This is a genomic window from Gemmobacter lutimaris (genome assembly GCF_003570715.1).
Taxonomy (GTDB): domain Bacteria; phylum Pseudomonadota; class Alphaproteobacteria; order Rhodobacterales; family Rhodobacteraceae; genus Gemmobacter; species Gemmobacter lutimaris.
On the sequence record NZ_QXXQ01000002.1, the window covers coordinates 171,725 to 194,415 of the forward strand.

The window sequence follows — 22,691 nt, forward strand, 5'->3', positions numbered from 1 at the left end:
CTCTGATCGGTTGTCAGCCCGGAATGCTCAAGTGGCTACAATGCCGTAGCGACTGAGAATTGCTTTACCACCTATGGAGTTGACGCCGAGGCTTGCGCTTCTAGCGTGTGTTGTGGGATATTTGATGATGTGTGTGGCATCCGGCAAGCGCCAGTCCGGCACGCTGCGGGTAACGATAACCGTTCGACTTGGGTCAACATTCGCGACAAAACGCCGGGCAGCATCGGCGGATGCTGTTTCCTTGAAGCCACTGAACTTGAAGGAATGATATGGCACAAGTTCAATAGCGGCAATGCGTCGCGAAAGATCCGCCAAAGCACGGCCGTAATGCCCGTCAAAGCGTTCGGTCGCGATGAGCCGTGCCACGTCACGCAACTTGCTTTCCCACCAGACAAAGCCGCTTGTCCAGGCCCATTTGGGATTGAGAAACAGATGATCCCGCCGCTCTTGGCGGATTGTCGCAATCAGGTCTTCACGGAAGTCTGGGTAATTGTCTTCCGTGTGATAGTCACAGGCGGACAGGCCCGGATTGGTGAACAGTAACAGGATCTCCGCATTGTCCAGATCGCCTTGATATGGCTGCGGCAGAAGATTCAGGTGAAAGGCCGTAGGTGAAAGCTGGTCGTTTTCGAATGCTGCCAGGAAATCTGGATATGATGATATGCCGGGCTGGATCAGCTTGGCGGGAATGTCGTCGCGGGGGTGTATGAAGGCTGGGTGTTCCAGTGGGGCATCATTCCAGAAACGCAGAAGATCGCTTGTCATGTTATTCCTGATTGCCTGCAAATATCTGAAATCATGTCATTGTATGACGGTAAAGAAAACATGGCGTCAACACATGTCCTGAGGGGGCGGCCACCCTTGCTGGTCCCCAACGGCGAAGCGCCCGCCAAAGCGGGCGCGGCAGGGATCAGTGGGCCATCAGCACCGGCACTTCGGCGTGTTCCAGCATATTGCGGGTGGCGCCGCCCAGAATGGCTTCGCGGAAGCGCGAATGGCCGTAGGCGCCCATGACCAGCATGTCGGCGTCAATGTCGCGGACATGGCGGTTCAGCACGTCCGAGATGCGCGGCATGGTCCGGGCCAGCACCGAAACCTCGGCCTTCACGCCATGGCGCACCAGCATCTGACAGAGCGCGCCACCGGGGTCGGACCGTTCGGGGCCGTGCTGCGGCGGGTCGATGATGGCGATGTTGACCAGTTGCGCGCCTTTCAGGAAGGGCAGGGCGCGGCGCACGGCCACCATGGCCTCGCGGCTCTGGTTCCAGCCGATCACCACGCGCTGCGGCATGGCGACCTCGCGGGTGGTTTCGGGCAGCACCAGCACAGGCGCCTGACTTTCGAACAGGGCGGCTTCCACCACCGCCTCCGCCTCGGCGGATTTGCCTTTGCCATAGGGCGGGGGCAGCACGACCAGATCGGCGAAACGGGCCTTCAACGACACCAGATCTGACAGCGCGCCAAGCTGCGCCACGGCGCTTTCCACGCTCCAGCGCTGATCCGAGGAATATTCCTCAAGTGCGGCACGGGCGGCGGATTCGGCGGCGCGCGCCTCGGCCTCGGCCTGATCGAGCGCGGCCTGAAGGATCACGCTGCCGCCGCCGATATAGGCATAACCGACCTGCGTGCGGTCCACCCCCAGCGCCAGCACATCAAGATGCGCATCCAGCGCATCCGCCAGCCGCACAACGGGGGCAATGGTGGCCTGCGCCTCGTCGGCCGAAGTCACTACGGTTGTGAGGGACTTGTAGCTCATTTTCTCAATCTCCTCGCGCGTTTGGATCATGGCAGGATAATGTGGTGCGCAGGATGCCGCATTGACTTCGATCAACCTGCGGGGTCCCTTGGGTTGATATGGATCAATGCCACCTGTCGCCGCATCTGCGAAAGCGGGACAGTCGAAAAGCGCCCGGACGACTCGCGGACCAGCGGGGGTGGACCGGGCCAAGACGAAGGGACGCAAAATGTGGGATTACGTTAAACTGGTCGTGCTTGGCGTGATCGCGGTCTTTGCCGCGATTGCCGCCAATTACGCGCATGACCTGCCTTATCAGGTTAACGCGATCGTCGTCATGCTTGCGGCCGCCATTACCTTCATCTGGGTGGCGCGTCGTATGGGTGAGCCGGTCGCGGTAGCCGCGAAGAACGAATACAACGACGGTGTGGTGCGCGCCGGCGTGATCGCGACGGCCTTCTGGGGCGTCGTGGGCTTTCTGGTCGGTGTGGTCATCGCCTTCCAGCTGGCTTTCCCCGCACTGAATATTCCCGGCGTCGAGGGGATTCTGAACTTCGGACGCCTGCGTCCGCTTCACACCTCGGCCGTGATCTTCGCCTTCGGGGGCAACGCGCTGATCTGCACCGCCTTCTACGTCGTGCAGCGCACCAGCGCCGCGCGTCTGTGGGGCGGCAATCTGGCGTGGTTCGTGTTCTGGGGCTGGCAGCTGATGATCGTGCTGGCGGCGACCTCTTATGTGCTGGGCGGCTCGCAGGGCCGTGAATATGCCGAAACCGTCTGGTATATCGACTGGTGGATCGTGGTCGTCTGGGTCTCGTTCCTGCTGGTGTTCCTCGGCACCGTCATCATGCGCAAAGAACCGCATATCTATGTGGCGAACTGGTTCTACCTGTCGTTCATCGTCACCGTGGCGATGCTGCATGTGGTGAACAACCTTGCCATCCCGGTCAGCTTCCTGTCGTCGAAATCCGTCTCGCTGTTCTCGGGCGTGCAGGATGCGATGACGCAATGGTGGTATGGCCACAATGCCGTGGGCTTCTTCCTGACCGCTGGCTTCCTGGGGATGATGTATTACTTCGTGCCGAAGCAGGCCGAACGTCCGGTCTTCAGCTACAAGCTGTCGATCATCCACTTCTGGGCGCTGATCTTCCTGTATATCTGGGCCGGTCCGCACCACCTGCACTATACCGCGCTGCCTGACTGGGCCTCGACGCTGGGCATGGTGTTCTCGATCATGCTGTGGATGCCGTCGTGGGGTGGCATGATCAACGGCCTGATGACGCTCTCGGGCGCCTGGGACAAGCTGCGCACCGATCCGATCATCCGCATGATGGTGGTGTCGGTCGGCTTCTACGGCATGTCGACCTTCGAAGGCCCGATGATGTCGATCAAGGCGGTGAACTCGCTGTCGCACTACACTGACTGGACCATCGGTCACGTCCACTCCGGCGCGCTTGGCTGGAACGGCATGATCACCTTCGGCGCGCTTTACTTCCTCGTGCCGCGTCTGTGGAACCGCGAACGGCTGTATAGCCTGAGCCTCGTGTCCTGGCACTTCTGGCTGGCGACCATCGGCATCGTGCTTTACGCCTCGTCGATGTGGGTGACCGGCATCATGGAGGGCCTGATGTGGCGCGAAGTGGATGCCAATGGCTTCCTCGTTAACGCCTTCGCCGATACCGTGGCCGCGAAGTTCCCGATGTATGTGGTGCGCGCGCTGGGTGGGGTCATGTTCCTCACCGGGGCGATCATCATGTGCTACAACCTGTGGATGACTGTTCGTGCCCAGCCCGCCAAGGCGGCTGTCAACGCGAACAACTTCGTCCCGGCAGAATGAGGAGCGACTGCAATGGCTTTTCTTGACAAACACAAGGCCATCGAGACGCATGCGACGCTGCTGCTCGTGCTGTCCTTCCTCGTGGTGACGATTGGCGGTCTGGTGCAGATCGTGCCGCTGTTCTACCTCGAAAACACCATCGAGAAGGTGGAGGGGATGCGCCCCTACAGCCCGCTGGAGCTTGCGGGGCGTGAAATCTACATCCGTGAAGGCTGCTATGTCTGCCATAGCCAGATGATCCGTCCGATGCGCGACGAGGTCGAACGCTATGGCCATTACTCGCTGGCGGCGGAATCGATGTATGACCATCCGTTCCAGTGGGGGTCCAAACGCACCGGGCCGGATCTGGCCCGCGTGGGTGGCCGCTATTCCGACGAATGGCATGTGGACCACCTGAAGAACCCGCAATCGGTGGTGCCGGAATCGGTGATGCCGAAGTATGAGTTCCTGATGGGCAACGTCATCGACGCCCGCTACATCAAGGACTCGATGTCGGCGAACCGTCTGGTCGGTGTGCCCTATACCGACGAGATGATGGAGAATGCCGAGGCGGACTTCGCGGCACAGGCTTCGCCCGATGCCGATACCGAGGGCTTGCTGGCACGCTATCCCAAGGCACAGACCCGCAACTTCGACGGCCAGGCAGATCTGACCGAGATGGATGCGCTGATCGCCTATCTGCAAATGCTTGGCACGCTGGTCGATTTTTCGACCTTCCAGCCGGATCCGGCGCGGTAAGGAGGGGGATATGGATCTTTACACCGTTCTCCGCCACTTCGCCGACAGTTGGATGCTTCTGTTTATGACGCTTGTGTTTGTGGGCGTGGTTTTCTACGCCTTCCGGCCCGGCAGCCGCAAGGCACAGGAAGAAGCCGCCACGTCGATCTTCCGCAACGAGACGCGGCCCGCCGCGTCCGCTGCGGAGCCGGCCGCCAGCAAACTGAAGGAGGCGTAAGACATGTGCGCCAAGCAAGTGAAGAAACCGGGCGAGGTTCCGACCACCGGGCATGAATGGGATGGCATCCGGGAATATGACAACCCGATGCCTCGCTGGTGGCTCTGGACCTTCTATCTCTGCATCATCTGGGCCTTCGGCTATTCGATCGCCTATCCGGCCTGGCCGCTGATCAGCAGCGCCACGCAGGGGATGCTGGGGGAAACGGCGGCGGGCGATACCCGTCTGGCCGTCGCGGAAGAAATCAAGCGGTTCGACGATGCCAATGCGCCGATCAAGGCGAAACTGGTGGCGGCCGATCTGAACGCGATCTCGACCGACCCCGAGCTGGACGGCTATGCCAAGGCTGCGGGTTCCGCCGTGTTCAAGACCTGGTGTGCCCAGTGCCACGGGGCAGGCGCGGCCGGCAACAAGGGTTACCCCAACCTGCTGGACGACGACTGGCTGTGGGGCGGCACCATGGAGGACATCCACGCGACGGTCACCCATGGTATCCGCAATACCACCGATGCCGATGCGCGTTATTCGGAAATGCCGAAATTCGGTGCCGATGGCCTGCTGGAAAAGCCGCAGATTGAAGAGGTCGTGGAATACGTCCTCCAGATCTCGGGGCAAGAGCATGATGCCGCCAAGGCAACCGCCGGCGCTGTGGTCTTTACCGACAACTGCGCGGCCTGCCATGCGGAAGACGGCACAGGCGACCGTGCGCAGGGGGCACCGAACCTGACGGACGCCGTCTGGCTTTATGGTGGCGACCGGGCAACCGTCACCGAAACGGTGACCAATGCGCGGTTTGGCGTGATGCCGAACTGGAACGCCCGCCTGACGGAAGACCAGATCCGCGCGGTTTCGGTCTACGTTCATAGCCTCGGCGGCGGCGAATAACCGCATCCCTAGCGAAGCTGCAAAACCCCCGCCAACGGCGGGGGTTTTCATTTCCGGCCTCCGGATTCGGTGTCGGGGCAGAACCGTGCTATGCTCCCGCTCCGGGGAAACCCGGCATTTCAAGAAATTGGTTGGAGGACGCAATGGCAATTCGCAGGGGCAACGGTGGTGACAATCTGGTCAAGGGCACGCCCAAGGCCGACAGCCTGTTTGGCGGCGCGGGGGATGACACGCTGAAGGGCTATAACGGCAATGATACACTGTCCGGCGGGGCGGATGTGGACGAGCTTTATGGCGGCAAGGGCCGCGACCTGTTCATCGCAAGCGAAGGGCGCGAGTTCCATGACGGTGGCGCGGGCTACGATACCGTGCGTTATGACGGCAGCATCGGCATTATCCTGCAACTGAACCTGAGCGGAGGCTACAGCTATGGCTGGGCCGCGTCGCATACCTTTGCCGGGATCGAGCGGATCGTCGCAACCCGGACGGATGACCAGATCACCGCGGGCAGCAGTTCGATCCTGCTGGACGGTCGGGGCGGACATGACCGGCTGTCGGGCTGGTCGGGCAATGACAAGGTCTTCGGGCGCACGGGCAATGATACGCTGGGGGGCGGCGCGGGCAACGATACGCTGAACGGCGGGTCCGGTGACGACAATCTGGATGGCGGTGATGGCAATGACCGGCTGTTCGGCGGCGCGGGCGATGACATGATCTTCGTTCGGGGTGGTGATGATTTCGTCAATGCGGGGAAGGGTAACGACACGATCTACGGCGGCACGGGCGACGACACGATGATCGGCGGTGCGGGCTTCGATTCGTTCATCTTCTCGGACGAGGCGGGCCGCAAGGTGGTGAAGGATTTCAACCCAGACCAGAACGACTACCTGAATTTTTATGACATTGCCCGCTTCGGCGATAACGATATGCAAAAGCTGCTGGCCAATACGAAGACGGTGGACGGGGATGCCGTGATCCGCATTGGCCGTGATGGGTTTGTTGTTGTGGAAGGGATGACAAAGGCCGATCTTGTGGCCGCGCAGGATCACATCCTGCTTTATGGCTGATCTGGCACAGGCAAAGGCCCCCGGCAGCGCGGGGGCCTGCATCATTCGTGGTGCCGGTCCTGCGGGAGGCTGCGCCGCCCCTGCCAGAACCATTCGTCTTGCAGCCTGCGCTGCTCGGCCAGTTTTTCACGCCCATTGTGGCGATCCATCCGGGTGGCGATCAACAGGCTTTCGGCAATCAGGTTAAGCATTTCTTTGACCTCTGCTATCGGTTCATGCTCTGAATATGCCTGAAATCAGTGGTTACAGCGAGGCAGCGATTCTTTTTCAATGAAAGTTGGACTTACATGATTGACTGGCGCCACCTGCCGCCGCTTTCCGCACTGCGTGCGTTTTCCGCCTTTTCCTCTGCCTCGGGGCTGGAGGAAGCGGGGGCGCGGATCGGGGTGACACATGCCGCGATCAGCCAGCAAATCCGCGGGCTTGAGGCGCATTTGGGGATTACGCTGGTGGACCGGGGCGGGCGGCGGCTGGTACTGACGGCGGAAGGGCGGCGGCTGGCCGATGCGCTGGAGGCAGGGTTCGCTCAGATTGCGGCCGTCATTGCCGAACTGACAGGGGCAGATGCGGCACAGCCCTTGCGGGTGACGGCCACGCCGACCTTCGCGGGCGGATGGTTGCTGCCGCGCCTGCCCGATTTTCGCGCGCGTCATCCCGGCATCGACCTGATGATTGACCCGGCGGCCGAACTGCGAGAGTTGGGGCGCGAGGCGGATGTGGCGCTGCGCTATGGGAACGGCAACTGGCCGGGGCTTGATTCACGGCTGTTGCTGCGCTCGTCGGTCGTGGTGGTCGCGGCGCCCGCACTTGTTCCGGGTGATGACGTGCCGGATCTGGCACATCTGGCCGAACTGCCGTGGTTGCAGGAACTGGGCACGACCGAGGCCACGGCCTTTCTGGAAAAGCACGGGCTAACGCGGCGGACAGGCATGGTCTCGCTGCCGGGCAACCTGATGCTGGATGCGGCCCGCGACGGGCAGGGGGTTACGGTGGTGGCCCGTGCCTTTGTCGCGCGCGACATCGCGGCCGGCCGGTTGCGGCAGTTGCACGAGGATTCGGAACGCGAAGGGTATTTCCTTGTCCGTCGTCCGGGCGAGATGCGCCCACCGCTGGCGGCCTTCGTGCGCTGGCTGCTGCGACAGTCGGACGCAGGCGCCGATGGCGCCATTTGATGCAGGTCAAGGTGCGCGGGCCGATTTCGCGGGAAAGTAAATCGTCCGGGTCCAAAGCTGGACAATGGCACCGCCGCCCCATCCTGTTCGCGCGTTTCCTGGGGGTAGCGGTGCCTTCCCATTCTCAGGCCAATCTCAGCTCAGCACCACAATTCCCGCGTGCTTCTGCTTGTGTTCGGGTTCGACGTGGATGGTGATCCGCGCGCCCGGCACCGCGGTTTTCAGGGCTTCTTCCACCTGATCGCAAATCTCATGCGCGTCAAAAACGCTCATCTCACCGGGCACGACAAGGTGAAATTCGATGAAGGTCGCCTTGCCCGCGTGGCGGGTGCGCAGGTCATGCGCCTCGACCGCGCCGCCTGCTTCGGTGGAAATGATGCTGCGCACGCGGTCCAGAACATCCTGCGGCACCGCCTCGTCCATCAGCCCGCTAAGCGATTCTCGCACCACCTTGGCGCCGGACCACAGGATGTTGACGGCAACCAGCGCCGCCATCACAGGATCAAGCACCCACCAGCCGGTGACCACTGCCAGCAGAACGCCCAAGGCGACGCCGGCCGAGGTGATCACATCGGTGAACAGATGTCTGCCATCCGCCACAAGCGCCGGCGATTTGCTGCTGCGTCCGCGTGTGACCAACAGCCATGCCCAGACGGCGTTGATGACGGTGGCTGCACCGTTGATCAGAAGCCCCTCGATCGGCAGATCCAGCGCAACGGGGTTCAGAAAGCCGTCGAAGGCTTCACGCAGGATCAGCAGGGCGGCGATGATGATCATCACCCCTTCCAGCACCGCACTGAAGAATTCGGCCTTGTGATGGCCGTAGGGGTGCGAGGCATCGGCGGGGCGCGAGGCCACCTGAATGGCGATCAGCGCCGCAATCGCGGTGGCGACGTTTACCGTGCTTTCCAGTGCATCCGAATACAGGGCGACCGAACCCGTGATCCACCACGCCAGCCCCTTGATGCCCAGAACGATCAAGCCGATCAGAACGCTGCCAATGGCAAGCCGGAGGGTCGAGGACATGGCAGGCTCCTGACAAGGGTCTTTTCGGGGTATCAGAGGCGGTGCCGTTCCGCGAGTGATACCGCGCCAGCGCATCTTGCGGTGACGGGTTGGGGCCGGGTTTTGCCCGGCGGGATGTGTCGAATGCGCGCCCGGATAGAAAACTGTTCCCGTTGGGCGGGATGTCAGGGCGGTTGCGCTATCGGCGCCGCTTTAACGGGATTCGATGCGTGGCCGCAACCGCCTGTGTGCGAAGCTTGCGTGTTTGTGTCCTGCCGACCCCGAAGCGATGCCAGCGCGCCGCGCAGATCAACTGTCGGCCAGCACCGATTGCGGCAGCACCCATGGCCCGGTTCTGGGCGGGGTATTGGCGCGGATGGCGCAGCCGAAGGCGGCTTGCAGCACGGTGTCGGCCAACACCTCGGCCGGGGTGCCCCTTGCGGCCAGCCGCCCGCCTGCCATCAGCAGCACCCGGTCGGCCACCATGGCGGTCAGGTTCAGGTCATGCAGCACCATGATCACCCCTCCACCTGCGCGGGCAAACCGCTGCGCCAGCCGCATCACCAGCAGTTGATGCGCGATGTCGAGGCTGGCGACGGGTTCATCCAGCATCAGCCAGCCCGGTCCTTGCGGGGTGACAGGCTGTCGCGCCTGCGCCAGAACACGCGCCAGTTGCACCCGTGCCTGCTCGCCCCCTGACAGGTCGTGATAGGGGCGGGGGCCATAACCGGGCAGGTCCACCTCGGCCAGCAGACGCTCGGGCAGGGTCGGGTCATGCGCGCCGATCCCGGCCTCCAACCCCAGTCGCACGATTTCGGCAGCGGTGAAGGGAAAGGCGACATGGGTTTCCTGCGCCAGAACCGCGCGGAAAGCGGCAAGCCTTGGCCCCGGTGTGCGGGCGATGTCATGCCCGTTCAGGCTTATGCGCCCGCGATAGGGCACCTCGCCGGTCAGGGCGCGCAGAAGCGTGGTCTTGCCCGATCCGTTTGGCCCGATGATGGCGGTAACGGTGCCGGGGCTGGCGGTGAAGCCAAGACCGCGCAGGATCTCGCGCCGTCCCAGCGTGACATGAAGGTCTCGGGTTTCCAGCATCCTACAACCCCATCCCGCCCTTGCGGCGCAGCAAAATCCACAGGAAGACCGGCGCGCCAAGACAGGCCGTTACGATGCCGATGGGCAATTCGGCCGGGGCCACGAGGCTGCGTGCGATCATGTCGGCGCCGACCAGCAGCCCGCCACCCAGCAGTGCGGCCTGTGGCAGAATATGGCGGTGATCCGGCCCACCCAGCAGGCGCAGCAGATGCGGCACCACGATGCCGACAAAACCGATGCCACCCGCCACCGCCACCGCCGCGCCCGCGGCTGCGGCGACGCCAAGGATAGCGAAACGCTTCACCCGCTCGACCGCGATGCCCAAATGGGCGGCCTGCGCCTCGCCCAGTGCCAGCGCATTCAGCCCGCGTGCGAGCAGTGGCGAGAGAACAAGAACCGGCAGGATCAACGGCAGGCTGGCGCCGATCCGGGGCCAGCTTGCCCCGGCGAGCGAACCCATGCCCCAGAAGGTCAGGTCGCGCAATTGCCGGTCATCGGCGAGGTAGACAAGGATGCCGGTCAGCGCGCCCGCCAACGCTCCCAGCGCGATCCCGGCCAGCAGCATGGTGGCAACCGAAGTGCGCCCGCCGCGCGTGGCGACGCGGTAAAGCAGCAGCGTGGCGACCCAGCCGCCCAGAAAGGCCGCCAGCGGCACCAGATGCGCACCGACAAAGGCGGCGACCCCGGCAGGCAACAGCCCGCCCAGCACGATGGCCAGCACCGCCCCCAATCCCGCGCCCGCGCCGACGCCGACGATACCCGGATCGGCCAGCGGATTGCGGAACAGCCCCTGCATCAGCGCGCCTGACACCGCCAGCGCGGCGCCAACCATCAATCCCAGCGCCAGACGCGGCAGCCGGATGTCCCACAGGATCACCTGCGCGCGCCGGTCCAGCCCCTCGTCGGCCCATGCCGACAGCAGTTCGGCCGGGCCAAGCCCCGCCGCGCCAGTGCCCAGCGACAGGAGCGCCAGCAACAGCGTTGCGAGGGCCAGCAACAGGGTCACGCGGCGTGGATCAGGGCGGGCGAGGCCGGGGGAGGGCGGGGCAAGCGCAACCATGGCTCAGCCCCCTGCCTGGCCGTAAAGCGCGTCATACAGCGCGCGGGCTGCCTCGGGCGTGCGGGGACCGAAGCCCAGAAGCAGCATCCCGTCCATCCGCACCAGCGCCCCATTGCGCGCGGCCGGGGTTTCGGCCAGCGCGGGATGCGACAGGATATCGGCATCCGCAATGGCCAGATCGCCCTCGCGCGCCATCATGAGGATCAGATCGGGCGCAGCGGTCAGGACAGCCTCGTCCGCGATCTGCTTGTAGCCCTGAAATCCGGTCGCGGCATTTTCACCACCCGCAAGGCGGATGATGCCCTCGGCCTCGGTGCCTTCGCCACCCGCCATGATCCGCCCGCCTTGCAGCGACAGGATGAACAACACGCGCTTGCGGTCGGTCACGGCGGCGGCGCGGGCTTCGGCGGTGGCCAGACCGTCCTGCACCTCCGCAGCCAGCGTGGCACCGGCCTCGGGCATGTCCAGCGCGGCGGCGACAGCGGTGATCTTGTCGGCAATGCCCTGCGGCGTGGGGTCTTCAGGCACCAGCACGAAAGGCACACCCGCCGCCTTCAGCACATCCACCGCCTGCTGCGGCCCGGCATCACCTTCGGCCACGATCAGATCGGGGTCGAGCGACAGCACCCCTTCGGCTGACAGCGCGCGGATATAGCCGACATCGGGCAAAGCCTCGATCTCGGGCGGGAAGTTCGAGGTGGTGTCGCGCGCCACCAGCCGATCCTCGGCGCCAAGCGCCACGGCGATTTCCGTGACCGAGCCGCCCAGCGTGATGACACGCTCGCCCCCGGCCAGCGCGGGGCTGGCCAGCAGCAGTGCAGTCAGCGTCAGGGCCCTCATGCCGGCACCGCTTCCAGACGCGGCAGCGAATGGGCCAGAGCGTTCCAGGCATCTGCCGGGGTATCCTTGCGATAGCCGAAGATTTGCAGGATCAGCCCGCCCTCCGCATCGAAAGCCTCGACGCTGATTGCGGCGCCGGTGCGGGTGGGTTTGTTCACGCACCAGACCTCGGCGATATGGTCGGTGCGCAGATGCAGGTTGAAGCGCGGGTCCATGACGTTGATCCACGGCCCCATCGGCACCACCCGGTCAATCGGGCCACCGTGGATCTGGATGCAGCCCATATTGCCCACGAAGATCATCACCGGCACACGTTCCTCTGCGACGCGGGTCAGGGTTTCCGTCACTGCACGCGGCTCCAGCGCCACGGCATAAGGTGCGCCGGCCACGCGATAGGCGCCCAGGCGGTTCATCTTCTGTGTCTTCACCAGCTTCAGAAACTGGTGGGTGTCAGTCATCCGGTCCCAGTCGGCGCGCAGGGCTGCGGCACGGTCGGGGGCGGCTTTTGCCGGTTCCACCGGCTTGCGGGCCTCATAGCTCCGCTCGGCCTGCTGTTCGGGCAGGCGCAGCGCATCGACCAGACGGGCAAAGGCCGCCGCATCCGATTCGGGCTTCAGATGCACCTTGTGCACCGCATCGCCCGCCGCATCGAAAACCTGAAGGCTGCGCTTGACCGTGCCGTCCCCGGCGGTTTCCTCGACCGCGAAACCATGCACCCAATGCGACGGGAAGATCCGCATGTCGATTTCCGGGTCCAGCACCATGGCGGCATGCGGGCCGCTGCGATAGTCGCTGTAGGTGCCGCGCCGTTCATGCACGCAGCTTTCGTTCCGCGTCAGCGCCAGCACATCGCCCAGATCGCGGATCAGCGGGAACAGACGGTCGGGCGTCGCATCAATGGCGACGGTGCCATGCCCGATATGGGCGGCGACCAGCGCCGCTTCGGTCAGGCCATGCGCCGCCGCGAAATCACGGGCGCGGGTCTTGGGAAATTCCGCGCGCAGCGCACGGATTGCGGGGGCATCAAGGGTCAGAGTCTGGCCGTCGGCCATGGCGGCATCCTTTCGTCATGCGAATCTGGGCAGGGCGCATGTCTGGCGGAGGCCGGGTGAAACCCAAGGGCCGGGCTGGGGCGCGATTTGGTGTCAGGCAGCCGGAAGTGCATACTTGACAATTACACTCGGCATTTCTAGAAGCCAAAAACTGACAGATCAAGTCGGATTTTTTTCGACCCTGCCCGCCAGCAGTGGCAATGCCCACGGCCAGCCCTTCCAGAACAAGAATGTCACCGAAGGGACAGCCATGCCTATTCACGCCCGTGCAAGACGCACACTTCTGCTGACCGCCGCCACCGCCATGGCGCTGACCGCCCAACCCGCCGCCGCACAGGACACCACCGAGGCGGGCGGCTTCTTCCAGATGCTTGGCCGCATCATCCTTGGCACCGGCACTGCCAAAGTGGCCATCGACACCCCACAGGCGGTCAGCGTGGTCGAACAGGAAGACATCGACCGCGCGCAACCGCTGAGCGTGGGGGACCTGTTCAAGGGGGTGCCCGGCGTTCAGGCGGCCGGGGCCTCGGCGCGGATGCTGGGGCAGGCGTTCAACATCCGTGGCATCGGCAATACCGAACAGGCGGCTTCGGAAGAGCGGATCAAGGTCGTGGTCGATGGCGCGCCGAAGTTCTTTGAACAATACCGCATGGGGTCTTTTTTCGGCGACCCGGAACTGTTCAAGCGGGTCGAGGTGCTGCGCGGCCCGGCCTCGTCAACGCTTTATGGCTCGGGGACCATCGGCGGGGTGGTTTCCTTCACCACCAAGGATGCGTCAGATTTCCTGACGGCAGACGAAAACAACGCAGTGCGGCTGAAAGCTGGCTATGGCTCGAATGGCGACAGCAGCCGGTTGGGGCTGATCTGGGCTGCCCGGCGCGGTAATGCGGAATTCCTGACCGCGCTGAACAGTTCGCGCGGCGGGCAGATGAAGGACGGCGCCGGCAATGCCCTGCAAGGCACCGAACACGAGGCGATGTCGGGCCTTGTGAAAGGCAAGTTCAACTTCGGCGATGACGGTGATCAAAGTGTCACCCTGTCCTTCTCGCGCACGGACAGCGATCTGGACGATACGGCGGTGGCGCAGACCGGCGGCGCGGCCATGGCAGGCTTCGGCACCGCCGATGTGCATACGATCGACGATACCGCGACACTGACCTGGCACCACGGCTTTGCCGACAACCCGCTGCTCGATCTGACGGTGCAGTTGTCCTATACCGATACCTCGGTCGAGAAGCGCAACTTCTCGTTCGGGTTCATGTGTGGTCCCGGCACGCTGCAAGTGCTGTGTGACAGCGATTTCGCCTATGAGACCACCACCCTGAAGGTGGAAAACACGGCTGAACTGTCGGCGGGCAACTGGGACAACTTCGTTACTTTCGGCGTCCAGATGTCGGAACAGAAGCGCGTCGCCACCTCGTCGCTGGGTGCGCTGGGCTTTCACCCCGAAGGCACCGACCGCAAGACCGGCGTCTATGTGCAGGGCGAATTCACCTGGAACGACCGCCTGACAATCATGCCGGGCCTGCGTGCCGATTTCGGCCAGAGCACACCTTCGGCCGCCTCGGTCGCGGCAGGGGCCAGTGCCGAAGACGATACCGCCGTCTCGCCCAAGCTTTCGGTTCTGTATGAGATCAACGACCAATGGGGCGTTTTCGGCACCTGGGCGCGGACGGAGCGGATGCCGACGCTGGACGAGCTTTACAGCTATGATGCCGACGAAACGCCAAGCCTGAACCTGAACAAGGAAGAGGCTGAAACGGTGGAACTCGGCTTCACCTTCAAGCGGGAAAACCTGCTGTCGGATGGTGACAGCCTGCAACTGAAGGCCACCGCTTTCCATAACGACCTGACCAATCTGATCGCGCGCGATTCCACAGCAGGCACGCCCTATTATCGCAACGTCGCGGCGGCAAAGATCTGGGGGGCGGAACTGGAAGCCGCCTATGATGCGGAACGCTGGTTCGGCAGCCTTGCATGGAGCCATGTGAAATCGAAAGACACATCGACCGGCCTGACGCTGGCCGATACCCCGGCCGAAAATGTGGCGCTGACGCTGGGTGCCAAGCTGCCCGAGCACAATCTGGTGCTGGGCTGGCGCGGCTATTACTTCGACGGGATTACCACATCCTCGGCCACTACTTCGGCGGGCGCTTACGACACGCATGACATCTTCGTCACCTGGACGCCGGATAGCGGTGTGCTTGCCGGGATGGATGTGAACTTCGCGGTCGAGAACGTGTTCGACCAAAGCTATCGCAACAACCTGTCGCTGGATGCGGCGCCGGGGCGGAATGCGAAGCTGTCGATCAGCAAGGCGTTCACATGGTAAAAGCTCGGGTTCTGCTGGTTCTGGCGCTTTTGGCGGGCCCTGCTTTCGGGCAGACGCCTCCCCTTGGCATGGGCTTGGCAGAGCCTCCGGCGCAGCTCGCGGCACCCTTGTCCGATCCTTTGGATCGGGCAGGGTTGCCGCAAGCCGAGGCTGGGGTCGGGGCTGCGGCCGCCCCGGCCCCGGTACCTGCCGTTACCGCCCCGCAGGGCGGGCACGGCGATCTGGTAACCATCGTGCGGCAGGCGCATTGGCTGGTTCAGGCGGTCATGGCGGTGCTGGCGCTGGCGGCGCTGACGGCCCTGACGGTCTGGCTGCACAAGAGTGTGGAATTCGCGCTGGCCCGTCGCCGTCTGGCGCGGGCGCTGCACATGGTGGCCGGGGCCGCCACGCTGGAGGAGGCCGCGCAGGGTATGGCCGCCGCCCGCGGCCCCGGTGCCGAGATGGCCCGCGCCGCCGCCTCCGAACTTGGCCTTGCTCTGGAAGACCCGGCACTGCTGCCCGGCACCCGTGACCGCACCCGGCTGCTGTTGGAGCGGATCGAGGCAGGTGCCGCGCTGCACCTGCGCGCGGGCACCGGCATTCTGGGTTCCATCGCCGCAACCGCGCCATTCATCGGGCTGTTTGGCACTGTATTCGGCATCATGAATTCCTTCATCGCCATTGCAGACAGCGGCACCACCAGCCTTGCCGTCGTCGCGCCGGGCATTGCCGAGGCTTTGCTTGCCACAGCCATCGGGCTGGCGGCGGCGATTCCGGCGGTGTTGATCCACAACCTGCTGTCGCGGCGGCTGGCGGGCTACCGCCACAGGATGACCGACCTTGCAGCGGCGCTTGAGGCGCTGCAAAGCCGCGCGCTGGACCGGGCGGCGGCGCAGGGCAAGGGGGCCTGAGCCATGGCGTTTTCCAGCGGCAGCCATGACGAGGACGAAATCGCCGACATCAACGTGACGCCCTTCATCGACGTCATGCTGGTGCTGCTGATCGTCTTCATGGTTGCGGCGCCGCTGTCTACCGTGGATGTGCCGGTGAACCTGCCTGCCAGCAGCGCCCCCCCGCGCGAGCGCGAGGAGGAGCCGCTGTGGCTGACCCTGACGCGCGAGGGCGATCTGCGGCTGGGCGAGGCTATCGTATCGGCGGCGGGTCTTGGCCCCGCGCTGGATCGGGCCAGCAATGGCAACCGTGCCGTGCCGGTCTTGCTGCGCGCCGACAGCCGCATTCCCTATGGCGACCTGATGCAATTGCTCGATGCCTTGCGGGTGGCGGGCTATCTGAAGGTCGCGCTGGTCGGTCTGGAAGGAGGCCCCCGCCCATGATGCCAGTTGCCCCGCAGCCGCGCTGTCCCGTTCTGCATTTTGCAAGTCAGCCGCCGCGTCGCACGGCGGCTTTGGGCTGGATGGCCTCTGCCTCGGTTGTCGCGCTGATGGTTTCGGCGCTGGCCGCGCTGGCCATGGCGGCGCAGCCTGCGGGCGAGGCCTTGGGCGAGCAGCAGGATGCCATTGCCCTGATCATGGCGCCCCCGGCGATGGAGCTTGGCGCCTATAGCGAACCTGCGCCAGAGGTGCCGGTGGATGGCCCCGACATGGCAGAACCAGCCCCGCCGGATGAGGCGCTGCCCGATTTGCCAATGATCGAGGATACGCCGCCCGATACGCCGGATCGGGCCGCAGTGCCGGACGCGCCGGAGGCCGATACACCGCCCGCACAGATGCAGCCACCGCCCCCGCCTGAGGCTGTTGCAGAAGTCGCACCGCCGCCAAAGCCGGAACAGCCCAAGAAAAAACCTGTCGAGCAGGAAAAGGCCCAGAAGAAAGCCAAGAAGAAAAGCGCACAGCCCAAGAAAACCGTGCAGGCTGCATCGGCGGCGGCCCCTTCCGCTGCCCCGGCGAAAGCCGCTGTCGCATCTGCCGGATCGGGCAAGCGGGCGGCTGCGGATTATGCCGGCAAGGTGATGAAGAAAGTGCGCAAGACCCGCAAGGTGAAGGTGCGGGACCGGGGCGTGGCCTTGGTGAGCTTTTCAATCTCGGGCAGCGGCGGACTGGCAGGTGTGAAAGTGGTGCGCAGTTCGGGCTCTGCCGCACTGGACCGGACCGCACTGGACCATATCCGCCGCGCCGCACCCTTTCCGCCCCCTCCACCCGGCGCACCGACCAGCTTTGCTTTCGAATTCTCGGACCGCTGACCCCGTCTGACCTGAATCAATGACCCGATAAACGCCCGTGTGACATTCTTCCGTAAAGGAGAATCGCGCATGGATATTGTCTGGCTGCTCGACATTTTCGAAGAGTCGCATCTTGCGCTGCTGTTCGGCCTGCTGACCGGCGTGGTTTTCGGTGTGGCGGCGCAGCGGTCCTCTTTCTGCCTGCGTGCGGCTACGGTGGAATTCGCGCGCGGGCGGCTGGGGCCGCGCATGGCGGTCTGGCTGCTGACTTTCTCGACCGCGGTGATCTGGGTGCAGGGCGCGAGGATGCTGGGCCTGTTCCGGCCCGAGGATGCGCGGATGATGGCGGTCACCGGCTCATGGTCTGGCGCGGTGATCGGCGGGCTGATGTTCGGCGCGGGCATGGTGCTGGCGCGCGGCTGTTCCGGGCGGCTTCTGGTGCTGGCGGCGACGGGGAACCTGCGGTCGGTGGTGTCGGGCCTGATCTTTGCCGTCGTGGCGCAGATGGCGCTGCATGGGTGGCTGGCGCCGCTGCGGCAATGGCTGGCGGGGCTGTGGATTACGCCGGGCGGGCGGAATGTCGATCTGATCGCCGCGCTGTCGCTGCCCGAGGGCACCGGGCTGGTGCTTGGTCTGGCCATCGCGGCGCTGGCGCTGTGGCTGGCGGCGCGAAATGCGCTGGGCTGGTCCCGGCTGGTCTTTGCCTCGGGCGTGGGCTTTGCTGTGGCGCTGGGCTGGGTGCTGACCTTCAGCCTGTCACAGGCGGCATTCGAACCCGTCAGCGTGACCTCGGCCACCTTTTCCGGTCCCTCGGCCAATATGCTGATGTTCTTTCTGACGGAAAACCCGGCGCTGGATTTCGACATCGGGCTGATACCGGGGGTGTTTCTGGGGGCCCTGCTGTCCGCCGCGCTGAAGGGCGAGCTGCATTTTCAGGGTTTCGACGGCGAAAGCCAGATGCGGCGGTCGATGTTCGGCGCGGTGCTGATGGGCTTTGGCGCCATGCTGGCGGGCGGCTGCGCCATCGGCGCGGGTGTCACCGGCGGGTCGATCTTTGCCGCAACCGCCTGGCTGGCCCTTCTGTGCATGTGGATCGGTGCGGCGATCACCGATGTCGTGGTCGATCAGCAGGGCCGCAGCGTGGCGGCCTGAGACTATTCGAACTCCATCTCGGCAAAGACCACGCCGGCGTTCTTGGTCGCCAGCTCCTCGAACGTATCCAGATGCGCCCAACGCGACTGGTCGACGTAATAGGCACCGGCCAGATCGCCGCCTTCTTCAAGATGCGCGGCGATTTTCGCCCGCAGGTCCAGCAGATAATCGCGGGTGTAGCGCCGCACCTGCGCCAGATTGGTCGGGTGGCCGTGACCGGGGATCAGATAGGTGGGGGCGAGCGGTTCCAGCTTCGTTTCCCATGTCTCGATCCAGCAGGAGGTGCAGGTGCCTTCAAAGATCGGCGGCATGCGTTCGTGAAAGGCGATGTCGCCCGCGATCATCATGCCCCATTGCGGCAGCCAGACCTGGGTGTCGCCGGGGCTGTGCGCCGGGCCGAGGTGCAGCACCTCGACCGTGACACCACCCATCTCGATCACCTTGCGGTCGGTGAAGGTTTGGGTCGGGGCGGCGATCACCGTGCCCTCGGCATTCTCGCGGGCATAGCGTTGCAGCGCCGCCAGATCCTGCGCCGCACCATCGGCAAATTCAGCCGCCGCTTCCTCATGTGCGAGGATCGGCACGCCCTGCGCCGCCCAATAGCCATTGCCCAGCATCGCATGGCCCTGACCGTTTTCGACGATGACCAGCTTCACCGGCTGGTCGGTCACTGCACGGATTTCAGCATGCAGCGCCTGGGCCAGTTTCCAGGATGCGCCAGAGTTCACTACGATCACCCCGTCGCCCGTGACGATGAAGCTCAGGTTGTTGTTATGGCCTGCGTTTTCGTAGGTCGGCGGGGCGGTGGCGCCGGTGGCGGTGAAGACATGCGGGATTACCTCGACCGGCTTCGCATAAAGCACCGATTGCGGGTATTGATCCGGGATGTCCTCGGACGCGAAGGCGGGGCTGGCGATCAGCAGCAGGGCAAGTGCGCGCATGGCTCAGCTTTCGACAAAGCGATAGGTGCCATCCGCACGTTCCGCCCGGCCGATACCGCCGCCCGGCAGGTGAAAGCCGATCAGCGCCATCTGTTCGGAAGCGAGGCGATCCAGCAGCCGCAGCCGGGTTGCGGCGGCGGTTTCGGCATCCTGATCCGAGCCGGAATGCCAGTCGGGGCGTTCAAAGGCGATATGGTGGTTGCCGATGGCATCGCCCGCGATCAGCACCCCCTCGCTGCCGGAACGCAGTTCATAGGCAATATGGCCGGGGGTATGGCCCGGCGTCAGATGGGCGGCAATGCCGGGCAGCACCTCGTCGCCGTCGGCGATGAGGCGGATCTGATCGGCGATCACCTCCAGCCGCCTTGCGGCGCCCACGGCAAAGGTGGTGCGGGCGGCGCCGATGGTGTTCACCGTCTCGGGATTGGTCCAGTAATCGAATTCGGCCTGCCCCATGACAAATTCCGCATTGGGGAAGATCGGGTCGTCGAATTCATCCAGCAGGCCCCAGAGGTGGTCGGGGTGGCCATGGGTGAACAGGACATGGGTGATGTCCTCGGGCATGACGCCCAGCGTGTCAAAGGCCTCGGCCAGCTTGCCGGCGGAGGGCATGAAATCATGACCCGCGCCCACATCGAACAGCACCATCCGGTCGCCGTCACGCAGCAGCGTGACATTGCAGGGCGGCGTCAACTGGTCGGTGCCCAGCCCGTAACGCGCCAGAATATCGGCGGCCTCGGGCGGGGCGCCGTCGAGGATGAAGCCGCCGGGCAGGGTCAGGAATCCGTCGGACAGCGTGTCGATCTGCATCGCGCCCAAGGTCAGCGTGTTGCCCGCCCAAAGGCGACGCGGCGCCAGTGGCGCGGTCACGGCGGCGGCGGCGAGAGTCATCAGGGATCGACGGCTGATCATGGCACGCTCCGTTGTGCGAGAAAGCCGCAGCAGGGTCAGGCCCGCTGCGGCAGGGATGGCGCGGGGAGAGGCCGCGCCACAGGGAGGTTACTGTGCGAAGGTGGACAGGTAGGCGATGACCGCCGCCCGATCCTCTTCCTTCTTCAGCCCCGCGAAGGACATCTTGGTGCCCTTGATGAAGGCTTTCGGGTTCTCCAGCAGGTGATGGAGAGCGGCTTCATCCCAGACCAGCCCTTCTTCCGCCATGGCAAGCAGGGGTTTGGAGTATTTGAAGCCCTCCACCTTGCCCGCCGGATGGCCGACCACATTGTTCAGCATGGGGCCGGTGCCATTCTTGGCGCTTTCGCCGACCTTGTGGCAGGCGGCGCATTTCTTGAACACCTTTTCGCCTGCGGCAACCAGTTCCTGGTCGGGACCGGCGGTCGGTGCGGCAGCCTGATCGGCGGGTGCCGCACCGGCCGCCGGTTCTGGTTCCGCCTCGGGCGTGGCTTCTGCCGGGGTTTCGGTCGCGGCGGCTTCGGCGCTGGCCGCGGCGGCTTCGGCCACGATATCCGGCAGGGTGCCCGCCGGTTTGCCATCGGGGTCGGTCGGCGTCACGTTCAGCTCCACCGCGCGCTTGGTGACCTTGGGCGCCCCTTCGGCGCAATTGGCCATGCAGGCTTCGGCGCGGAACTGGGGATATTCACTTTCCGGCCGGTCGTCGGGATAGAAGCCATCGGCATTCGGCAGCACGACTTCGGTGAAATTCTCGTTCGACAGGGTGAAATCATCTTCCACCAAGCCGTTGGAATACAGCAGGAAAGCGACGATGGCATAGGTTTCGTCCACGCTGACCGTCTGCGCCGCGCCGAAGGGCATGGAGCGGTGGATGTAGTCGTAGACGGTAGACAGATGCGGCCAGTAGCTGCCAATGGTCTTGACCGGGCGGCGGTCGGTCAGGCTGCCCTCGCCGCCTGCCAGAACCGGCCAGCTGTCCAGACCTTCGGCAAATTCGCCGTGGCAGGCGGCGCATTTCTCGGCAAAGACCTCCTCGCCTGTTTCCACATTGCCCGAACCGGGGCGCAGGCCGGTGCCATCGGGCAGCACTGCGACGTCCCATGCGGAAATCTCTTCGGGCAGGGCAGGGCGGCCAAGGCCCAGCTTGTCAGCCATCGCCGGACCGGCCAGCGTCGAAAGCGCAAGCGCCGAGCCGATCAGCAGGTTACGCGATTTCGACATTCTCGACCTCCCCGTCGGCCTTGACCCACCAAGTCTGGATACCGTTGTTATGATAGACATTGTTCAGCCCGCGGATGTCGCGCAGCGCGTTCTTGGTGGGCTGGACATAGCCGGTCTCGTCGGTGGCGCGGGATTGCAGGAACAGTTCGGACCCGTCCCAGTCGATGTCCAGATGGAAGCGGGTCAGCGCCTTGCTGCGGGCCTCACCGGTGATGCGGGCCTCCTGCCAGTTGCGCCCGCCGTCCAGCGAAACGTCAACCTTCGTGACCTTGCCATTGCCCGACCAGGCCAGACCGGAAATCACCAGCGGCCCCTTGCCATGGCGGATCGGAGCCTGCGGCGAGGGCGTGGTGATGACGGATTTTGCGTCCATCACCCATGTCCATTTGCGCGCGCGGCCATCGGGCATCAGATCGGTGTATTTAGAGGTTTCCTCGCGGCTTTCCACGGCGGCGTCATAGACCCCGATGCGGCGCAGCCATTTCACCCACATGTTGCCTTCCCAGCCCGGCACGACCAGACGCACGGGATAGCCATGTTCCTTGCGCAGCGCCTCGCCATTGGCGAAGAAGGCGACCATGACGTCATCCATCGCCTTTTCCATCGGGATGGAGCGACCGTTGGACGAGGCATCGGCGCCCTCGGCATAGATCCACTTGCCTTCGGGCTTCACACCCGCCTCGGCCAGCAGCACCTTCAGCGGCACGCCGATATATTCCATGTTGTGAATCATGCCCTGGGTGAACTGGCAGCCCTCAAGCTGCGCGCCGCCCCATTCCATGCCGCCATTCGCCGCGCATTCGAGGAAGGCGGTGGTGGTGGCGCGCGGGAAACGCAGCAGATCTTCGAAGGTGAAGACCAGCGGCTGATCGACAAGGCCGTTGATCATCAGCCGGTAATCGGCTTTCGACAGCTCGATAGCGCCGGAGTGGTGGCGTTCAAACGCGCAGCCCTGCGGGGTGATCGTGCCTTCCAGCGCGTGAATCGGCGTGAAGTTGATGGAGGAGACCGGGCTTTCGGTCAACCATTCGACATTGCGCCGCACGACATGGCTTTCGAACCGGATGGGCGTGCCATAGGGCGCGGCATCCACCGGGTCGCCGAAGGCGCTGGCCCAGTCTTGAACTTCGGTGATCAGCGGGTCGGGCGTGGCGGCGCGGGCGGCGGTGCCACCAGCCACCAGACCGGCGCCAGCCAGCGCGCCATTGCGCAGGAAGGCGCGGCGCGAGGGGCCTTTGGTGGTGGCCGGTTCGTCGGACATCTGTTCGTCAGACATGG

At 64.5% G+C, this 22,691-nt stretch carries 23 protein-coding genes; 11 read left to right on the plus strand and 12 right to left on the minus strand.

Annotated features, from left to right (window positions below; translation table 11 throughout):
- Positions 1-27: 27 nt before the first annotated feature.
- Both D2N39_RS03980 and D2N39_RS03985 read right to left on the minus strand, forming a co-directional pair.
- The gene (locus D2N39_RS03980; protein ID WP_119133499.1) at positions 28-765 is read right to left on the minus strand and encodes a hypothetical protein; all 738 of its coding nucleotides are present in this window, start codon (positions 763-765) and stop codon (positions 28-30) included.
- Between the two features lie 145 nt (positions 766-910).
- A complete protein-coding gene (locus tag D2N39_RS03985; protein WP_119133932.1) occupies positions 911-1,756 on the minus strand; it encodes a universal stress protein in 846 nt (281 codons plus the stop codon).
- A gap of 208 nt (positions 1,757-1,964) precedes the next feature.
- Between D2N39_RS03985 and ccoN the strand changes: the two genes are divergently transcribed.
- The 5 genes from ccoN to D2N39_RS04010 all read left to right on the plus strand — a co-directional run bounded on the left by ccoN (position 1,965) and on the right by D2N39_RS04010 (position 6,479).
- Positions 1,965-3,572: a cytochrome-c oxidase, cbb3-type subunit I gene (gene ccoN / locus D2N39_RS03990; protein WP_119133500.1), complete on the plus strand. Its 1,608-nt coding sequence runs from the start codon at positions 1,965-1,967 to the stop codon at positions 3,570-3,572.
- 12 nt (positions 3,573-3,584) lie between these two features.
- On the plus strand, positions 3,585-4,310 hold the full coding sequence (gene ccoO / locus D2N39_RS03995; RefSeq protein WP_119133501.1) for a cytochrome-c oxidase, cbb3-type subunit II: 726 nt from the start codon (positions 3,585-3,587) through the stop codon (positions 4,308-4,310).
- A 10-nt stretch (positions 4,311-4,320) separates the two neighbouring features.
- On the plus strand, positions 4,321-4,527 hold the full coding sequence (locus D2N39_RS04000) for a cbb3-type cytochrome c oxidase subunit 3 (RefSeq protein WP_119133502.1): 207 nt from the start codon (positions 4,321-4,323) through the stop codon (positions 4,525-4,527).
- A 3-nt stretch (positions 4,528-4,530) separates the two neighbouring features.
- Positions 4,531-5,412: a cytochrome-c oxidase, cbb3-type subunit III gene (gene ccoP, locus D2N39_RS04005; protein WP_119133503.1), complete on the plus strand. Its 882-nt coding sequence runs from the start codon at positions 4,531-4,533 to the stop codon at positions 5,410-5,412.
- A 143-nt stretch (positions 5,413-5,555) separates the two neighbouring features.
- On the plus strand, positions 5,556-6,479 hold the full coding sequence (locus D2N39_RS04010; RefSeq protein ID WP_119133504.1) for a calcium-binding protein: 924 nt from the start codon (positions 5,556-5,558) through the stop codon (positions 6,477-6,479).
- A gap of 41 nt (positions 6,480-6,520) precedes the next feature.
- Here D2N39_RS04010 and D2N39_RS22790 read toward each other — a convergent pair whose 3' ends face one another.
- Positions 6,521-6,670: a hypothetical protein gene (locus tag D2N39_RS22790; protein ID WP_158589771.1), complete on the minus strand. Its 150-nt coding sequence runs from the start codon at positions 6,668-6,670 to the stop codon at positions 6,521-6,523.
- Between the two features lie 96 nt (positions 6,671-6,766).
- Between D2N39_RS22790 and D2N39_RS04015 the strand changes: the two genes are divergently transcribed.
- On the plus strand, positions 6,767-7,651 hold the full coding sequence (locus D2N39_RS04015; RefSeq protein ID WP_199725199.1) for a LysR family transcriptional regulator: 885 nt from the start codon (positions 6,767-6,769) through the stop codon (positions 7,649-7,651).
- Between the two features lie 135 nt (positions 7,652-7,786).
- Here D2N39_RS04015 and D2N39_RS04020 read toward each other — a convergent pair whose 3' ends face one another.
- The 5 genes from D2N39_RS04020 to D2N39_RS04040 all read right to left on the minus strand — a co-directional run bounded on the left by D2N39_RS04020 (position 7,787) and on the right by D2N39_RS04040 (position 12,700).
- Positions 7,787-8,677, minus strand: coding sequence for a cation diffusion facilitator family transporter (locus tag D2N39_RS04020; RefSeq protein ID WP_119133505.1), 891 nt, complete (start codon positions 8,675-8,677; stop codon positions 7,787-7,789).
- Between the two features lie 288 nt (positions 8,678-8,965).
- On the minus strand, positions 8,966-9,748 hold the full coding sequence (locus D2N39_RS04025) for a heme ABC transporter ATP-binding protein (RefSeq protein ID WP_119133506.1): 783 nt from the start codon (positions 9,746-9,748) through the stop codon (positions 8,966-8,968).
- A 1-nt stretch (position 9,749) separates the two neighbouring features.
- Complete coding sequence (locus D2N39_RS04030; RefSeq protein ID WP_119133507.1) at positions 9,750-10,808, minus strand: FecCD family ABC transporter permease; 1,059 nt, start codon at positions 10,806-10,808, stop codon at positions 9,750-9,752.
- A gap of 3 nt (positions 10,809-10,811) precedes the next feature.
- A complete protein-coding gene (locus tag D2N39_RS04035) occupies positions 10,812-11,648 on the minus strand; it encodes a heme/hemin ABC transporter substrate-binding protein (protein WP_119133508.1) in 837 nt (278 codons plus the stop codon).
- Entirely contained in the window at positions 11,645-12,700 is a 1,056-nt protein-coding gene (locus D2N39_RS04040; RefSeq protein WP_119133509.1) for a hemin-degrading factor, read from the minus strand. The genes D2N39_RS04035 and D2N39_RS04040 overlap by 4 nt, the downstream gene beginning before the upstream one ends.
- A gap of 250 nt (positions 12,701-12,950) precedes the next feature.
- Here D2N39_RS04040 and D2N39_RS04045 point away from each other — a divergent pair, with 250 nt between their 5' ends.
- The 5 genes from D2N39_RS04045 (at position 12,951) to D2N39_RS04065 (ending at position 18,342) form a co-directional block, all read left to right on the plus strand.
- Positions 12,951-15,032, plus strand: a complete 2,082-nt coding sequence (locus D2N39_RS04045) for a TonB-dependent receptor domain-containing protein (protein WP_119133510.1) — start codon at positions 12,951-12,953, stop codon at positions 15,030-15,032.
- The gene (gene exbB, locus D2N39_RS04050) at positions 15,026-15,922 is read left to right on the plus strand and encodes a tonB-system energizer ExbB (protein ID WP_119133511.1); all 897 of its coding nucleotides are present in this window, start codon (positions 15,026-15,028) and stop codon (positions 15,920-15,922) included. Before D2N39_RS04045 ends, exbB begins: the two co-directional genes overlap by 7 nt.
- Before the next feature lie 3 nt (positions 15,923-15,925).
- On the plus strand, positions 15,926-16,345 hold the full coding sequence (locus D2N39_RS04055; protein WP_119133512.1) for a biopolymer transporter ExbD: 420 nt from the start codon (positions 15,926-15,928) through the stop codon (positions 16,343-16,345).
- Positions 16,342-17,211: an energy transducer TonB family protein gene (locus D2N39_RS04060; RefSeq protein ID WP_119133513.1), complete on the plus strand. Its 870-nt coding sequence runs from the start codon at positions 16,342-16,344 to the stop codon at positions 17,209-17,211. The genes D2N39_RS04055 and D2N39_RS04060 overlap by 4 nt, the downstream gene beginning before the upstream one ends.
- 69 nt (positions 17,212-17,280) lie before the next feature.
- Positions 17,281-18,342 carry a YeeE/YedE family protein gene (locus tag D2N39_RS04065; protein ID WP_119133514.1) on the plus strand — a complete coding sequence of 354 codons (1,062 nt, stop codon included), beginning with the start codon at positions 17,281-17,283 and terminating at the stop codon, positions 18,340-18,342.
- 2 nt (positions 18,343-18,344) lie between these two features.
- On the opposite strand, the gene D2N39_RS04070 is transcribed toward D2N39_RS04065, so the two are convergent.
- The 4 genes from D2N39_RS04070 to soxC form a co-directional block, all read right to left on the minus strand.
- Complete coding sequence (locus D2N39_RS04070) at positions 18,345-19,283, minus strand: MBL fold metallo-hydrolase (protein WP_119133515.1); 939 nt, start codon at positions 19,281-19,283, stop codon at positions 18,345-18,347.
- Between the two features lie 3 nt (positions 19,284-19,286).
- The gene (locus D2N39_RS04075; RefSeq protein ID WP_233557049.1) at positions 19,287-20,195 is read right to left on the minus strand and encodes an MBL fold metallo-hydrolase; all 909 of its coding nucleotides are present in this window, start codon (positions 20,193-20,195) and stop codon (positions 19,287-19,289) included.
- Positions 20,196-20,282: 87 nt separating this feature from the next.
- A complete protein-coding gene (locus D2N39_RS04080; protein ID WP_119133516.1) occupies positions 20,283-21,413 on the minus strand; it encodes a c-type cytochrome in 1,131 nt (376 codons plus the stop codon).
- Positions 21,397-22,674 carry a sulfite dehydrogenase gene (gene soxC, locus D2N39_RS04085; protein ID WP_054301270.1) on the minus strand — a complete coding sequence of 426 codons (1,278 nt, stop codon included), beginning with the start codon at positions 22,672-22,674 and terminating at the stop codon, positions 21,397-21,399. Before soxC ends, D2N39_RS04080 begins: the two co-directional genes overlap by 17 nt.
- Between the last annotated feature and the right edge of the window lie 17 nt (positions 22,675-22,691).

What these genes read in the sequence shown, in the direction of transcription:
- D2N39_RS04080 (WP_119133516.1), bottom strand. Translation starts at nt 21,413, where the DNA reads ATGTCGAAATCGCGTAACCTGCTGATCGGCTCGGCGCTTGCGCTTTCG.
- D2N39_RS04010 (WP_119133504.1), top strand. Translation starts at nt 5,556, where the DNA reads ATGGCAATTCGCAGGGGCAACGGTGGTGACAATCTGGTCAAGGGCACG.
- D2N39_RS04020 (WP_119133505.1), bottom strand. Translation starts at nt 8,677, where the DNA reads ATGTCCTCGACCCTCCGGCTTGCCATTGGCAGCGTTCTGATCGGCTTG.
- soxC (WP_054301270.1), bottom strand. Translation starts at nt 22,674, where the DNA reads ATGTCCGACGAACCGGCCACCACCAAAGGCCCCTCGCGCCGCGCCTTC.
- D2N39_RS03985 (WP_119133932.1), bottom strand. Translation starts at nt 1,756, where the DNA reads ATGAGCTACAAGTCCCTCACAACCGTAGTGACTTCGGCCGACGAGGCG.
- D2N39_RS04055 (WP_119133512.1), top strand. Translation starts at nt 15,926, where the DNA reads ATGGCGTTTTCCAGCGGCAGCCATGACGAGGACGAAATCGCCGACATC.
- D2N39_RS04070 (WP_119133515.1), bottom strand. Translation starts at nt 19,283, where the DNA reads ATGCGCGCACTTGCCCTGCTGCTGATCGCCAGCCCCGCCTTCGCGTCC.
- D2N39_RS04045 (WP_119133510.1), top strand. Translation starts at nt 12,951, where the DNA reads ATGCCTATTCACGCCCGTGCAAGACGCACACTTCTGCTGACCGCCGCC.
- D2N39_RS04040 (WP_119133509.1), bottom strand. Translation starts at nt 12,700, where the DNA reads ATGGCCGACGGCCAGACTCTGACCCTTGATGCCCCCGCAATCCGTGCG.
- D2N39_RS22790 (WP_158589771.1), bottom strand. Translation starts at nt 6,670, where the DNA reads ATGCTTAACCTGATTGCCGAAAGCCTGTTGATCGCCACCCGGATGGAT.
- D2N39_RS04025 (WP_119133506.1), bottom strand. Translation starts at nt 9,748, where the DNA reads ATGCTGGAAACCCGAGACCTTCATGTCACGCTGGGACGGCGCGAGATC.
- exbB (WP_119133511.1), top strand. Translation starts at nt 15,026, where the DNA reads ATGGTAAAAGCTCGGGTTCTGCTGGTTCTGGCGCTTTTGGCGGGCCCT.
- ccoP (WP_119133503.1), top strand. Translation starts at nt 4,531, where the DNA reads ATGTGCGCCAAGCAAGTGAAGAAACCGGGCGAGGTTCCGACCACCGGG.
- D2N39_RS03980 (WP_119133499.1), bottom strand. Translation starts at nt 765, where the DNA reads ATGACAAGCGATCTTCTGCGTTTCTGGAATGATGCCCCACTGGAACAC.
- D2N39_RS04000 (WP_119133502.1), top strand. Translation starts at nt 4,321, where the DNA reads ATGGATCTTTACACCGTTCTCCGCCACTTCGCCGACAGTTGGATGCTT.
- D2N39_RS04035 (WP_119133508.1), bottom strand. Translation starts at nt 11,648, where the DNA reads ATGAGGGCCCTGACGCTGACTGCACTGCTGCTGGCCAGCCCCGCGCTG.
- D2N39_RS04015 (WP_199725199.1), top strand. Translation starts at nt 6,767, where the DNA reads ATGATTGACTGGCGCCACCTGCCGCCGCTTTCCGCACTGCGTGCGTTT.
- D2N39_RS04060 (WP_119133513.1), top strand. Translation starts at nt 16,342, where the DNA reads ATGATGCCAGTTGCCCCGCAGCCGCGCTGTCCCGTTCTGCATTTTGCA.
- ccoO (WP_119133501.1), top strand. Translation starts at nt 3,585, where the DNA reads ATGGCTTTTCTTGACAAACACAAGGCCATCGAGACGCATGCGACGCTG.
- D2N39_RS04065 (WP_119133514.1), top strand. Translation starts at nt 17,281, where the DNA reads ATGGATATTGTCTGGCTGCTCGACATTTTCGAAGAGTCGCATCTTGCG.
- D2N39_RS04030 (WP_119133507.1), bottom strand. Translation starts at nt 10,808, where the DNA reads ATGGTTGCGCTTGCCCCGCCCTCCCCCGGCCTCGCCCGCCCTGATCCA.
- ccoN (WP_119133500.1), top strand. Translation starts at nt 1,965, where the DNA reads ATGTGGGATTACGTTAAACTGGTCGTGCTTGGCGTGATCGCGGTCTTT.
- D2N39_RS04075 (WP_233557049.1), bottom strand. Translation starts at nt 20,195, where the DNA reads ATGATCAGCCGTCGATCCCTGATGACTCTCGCCGCCGCCGCCGTGACC.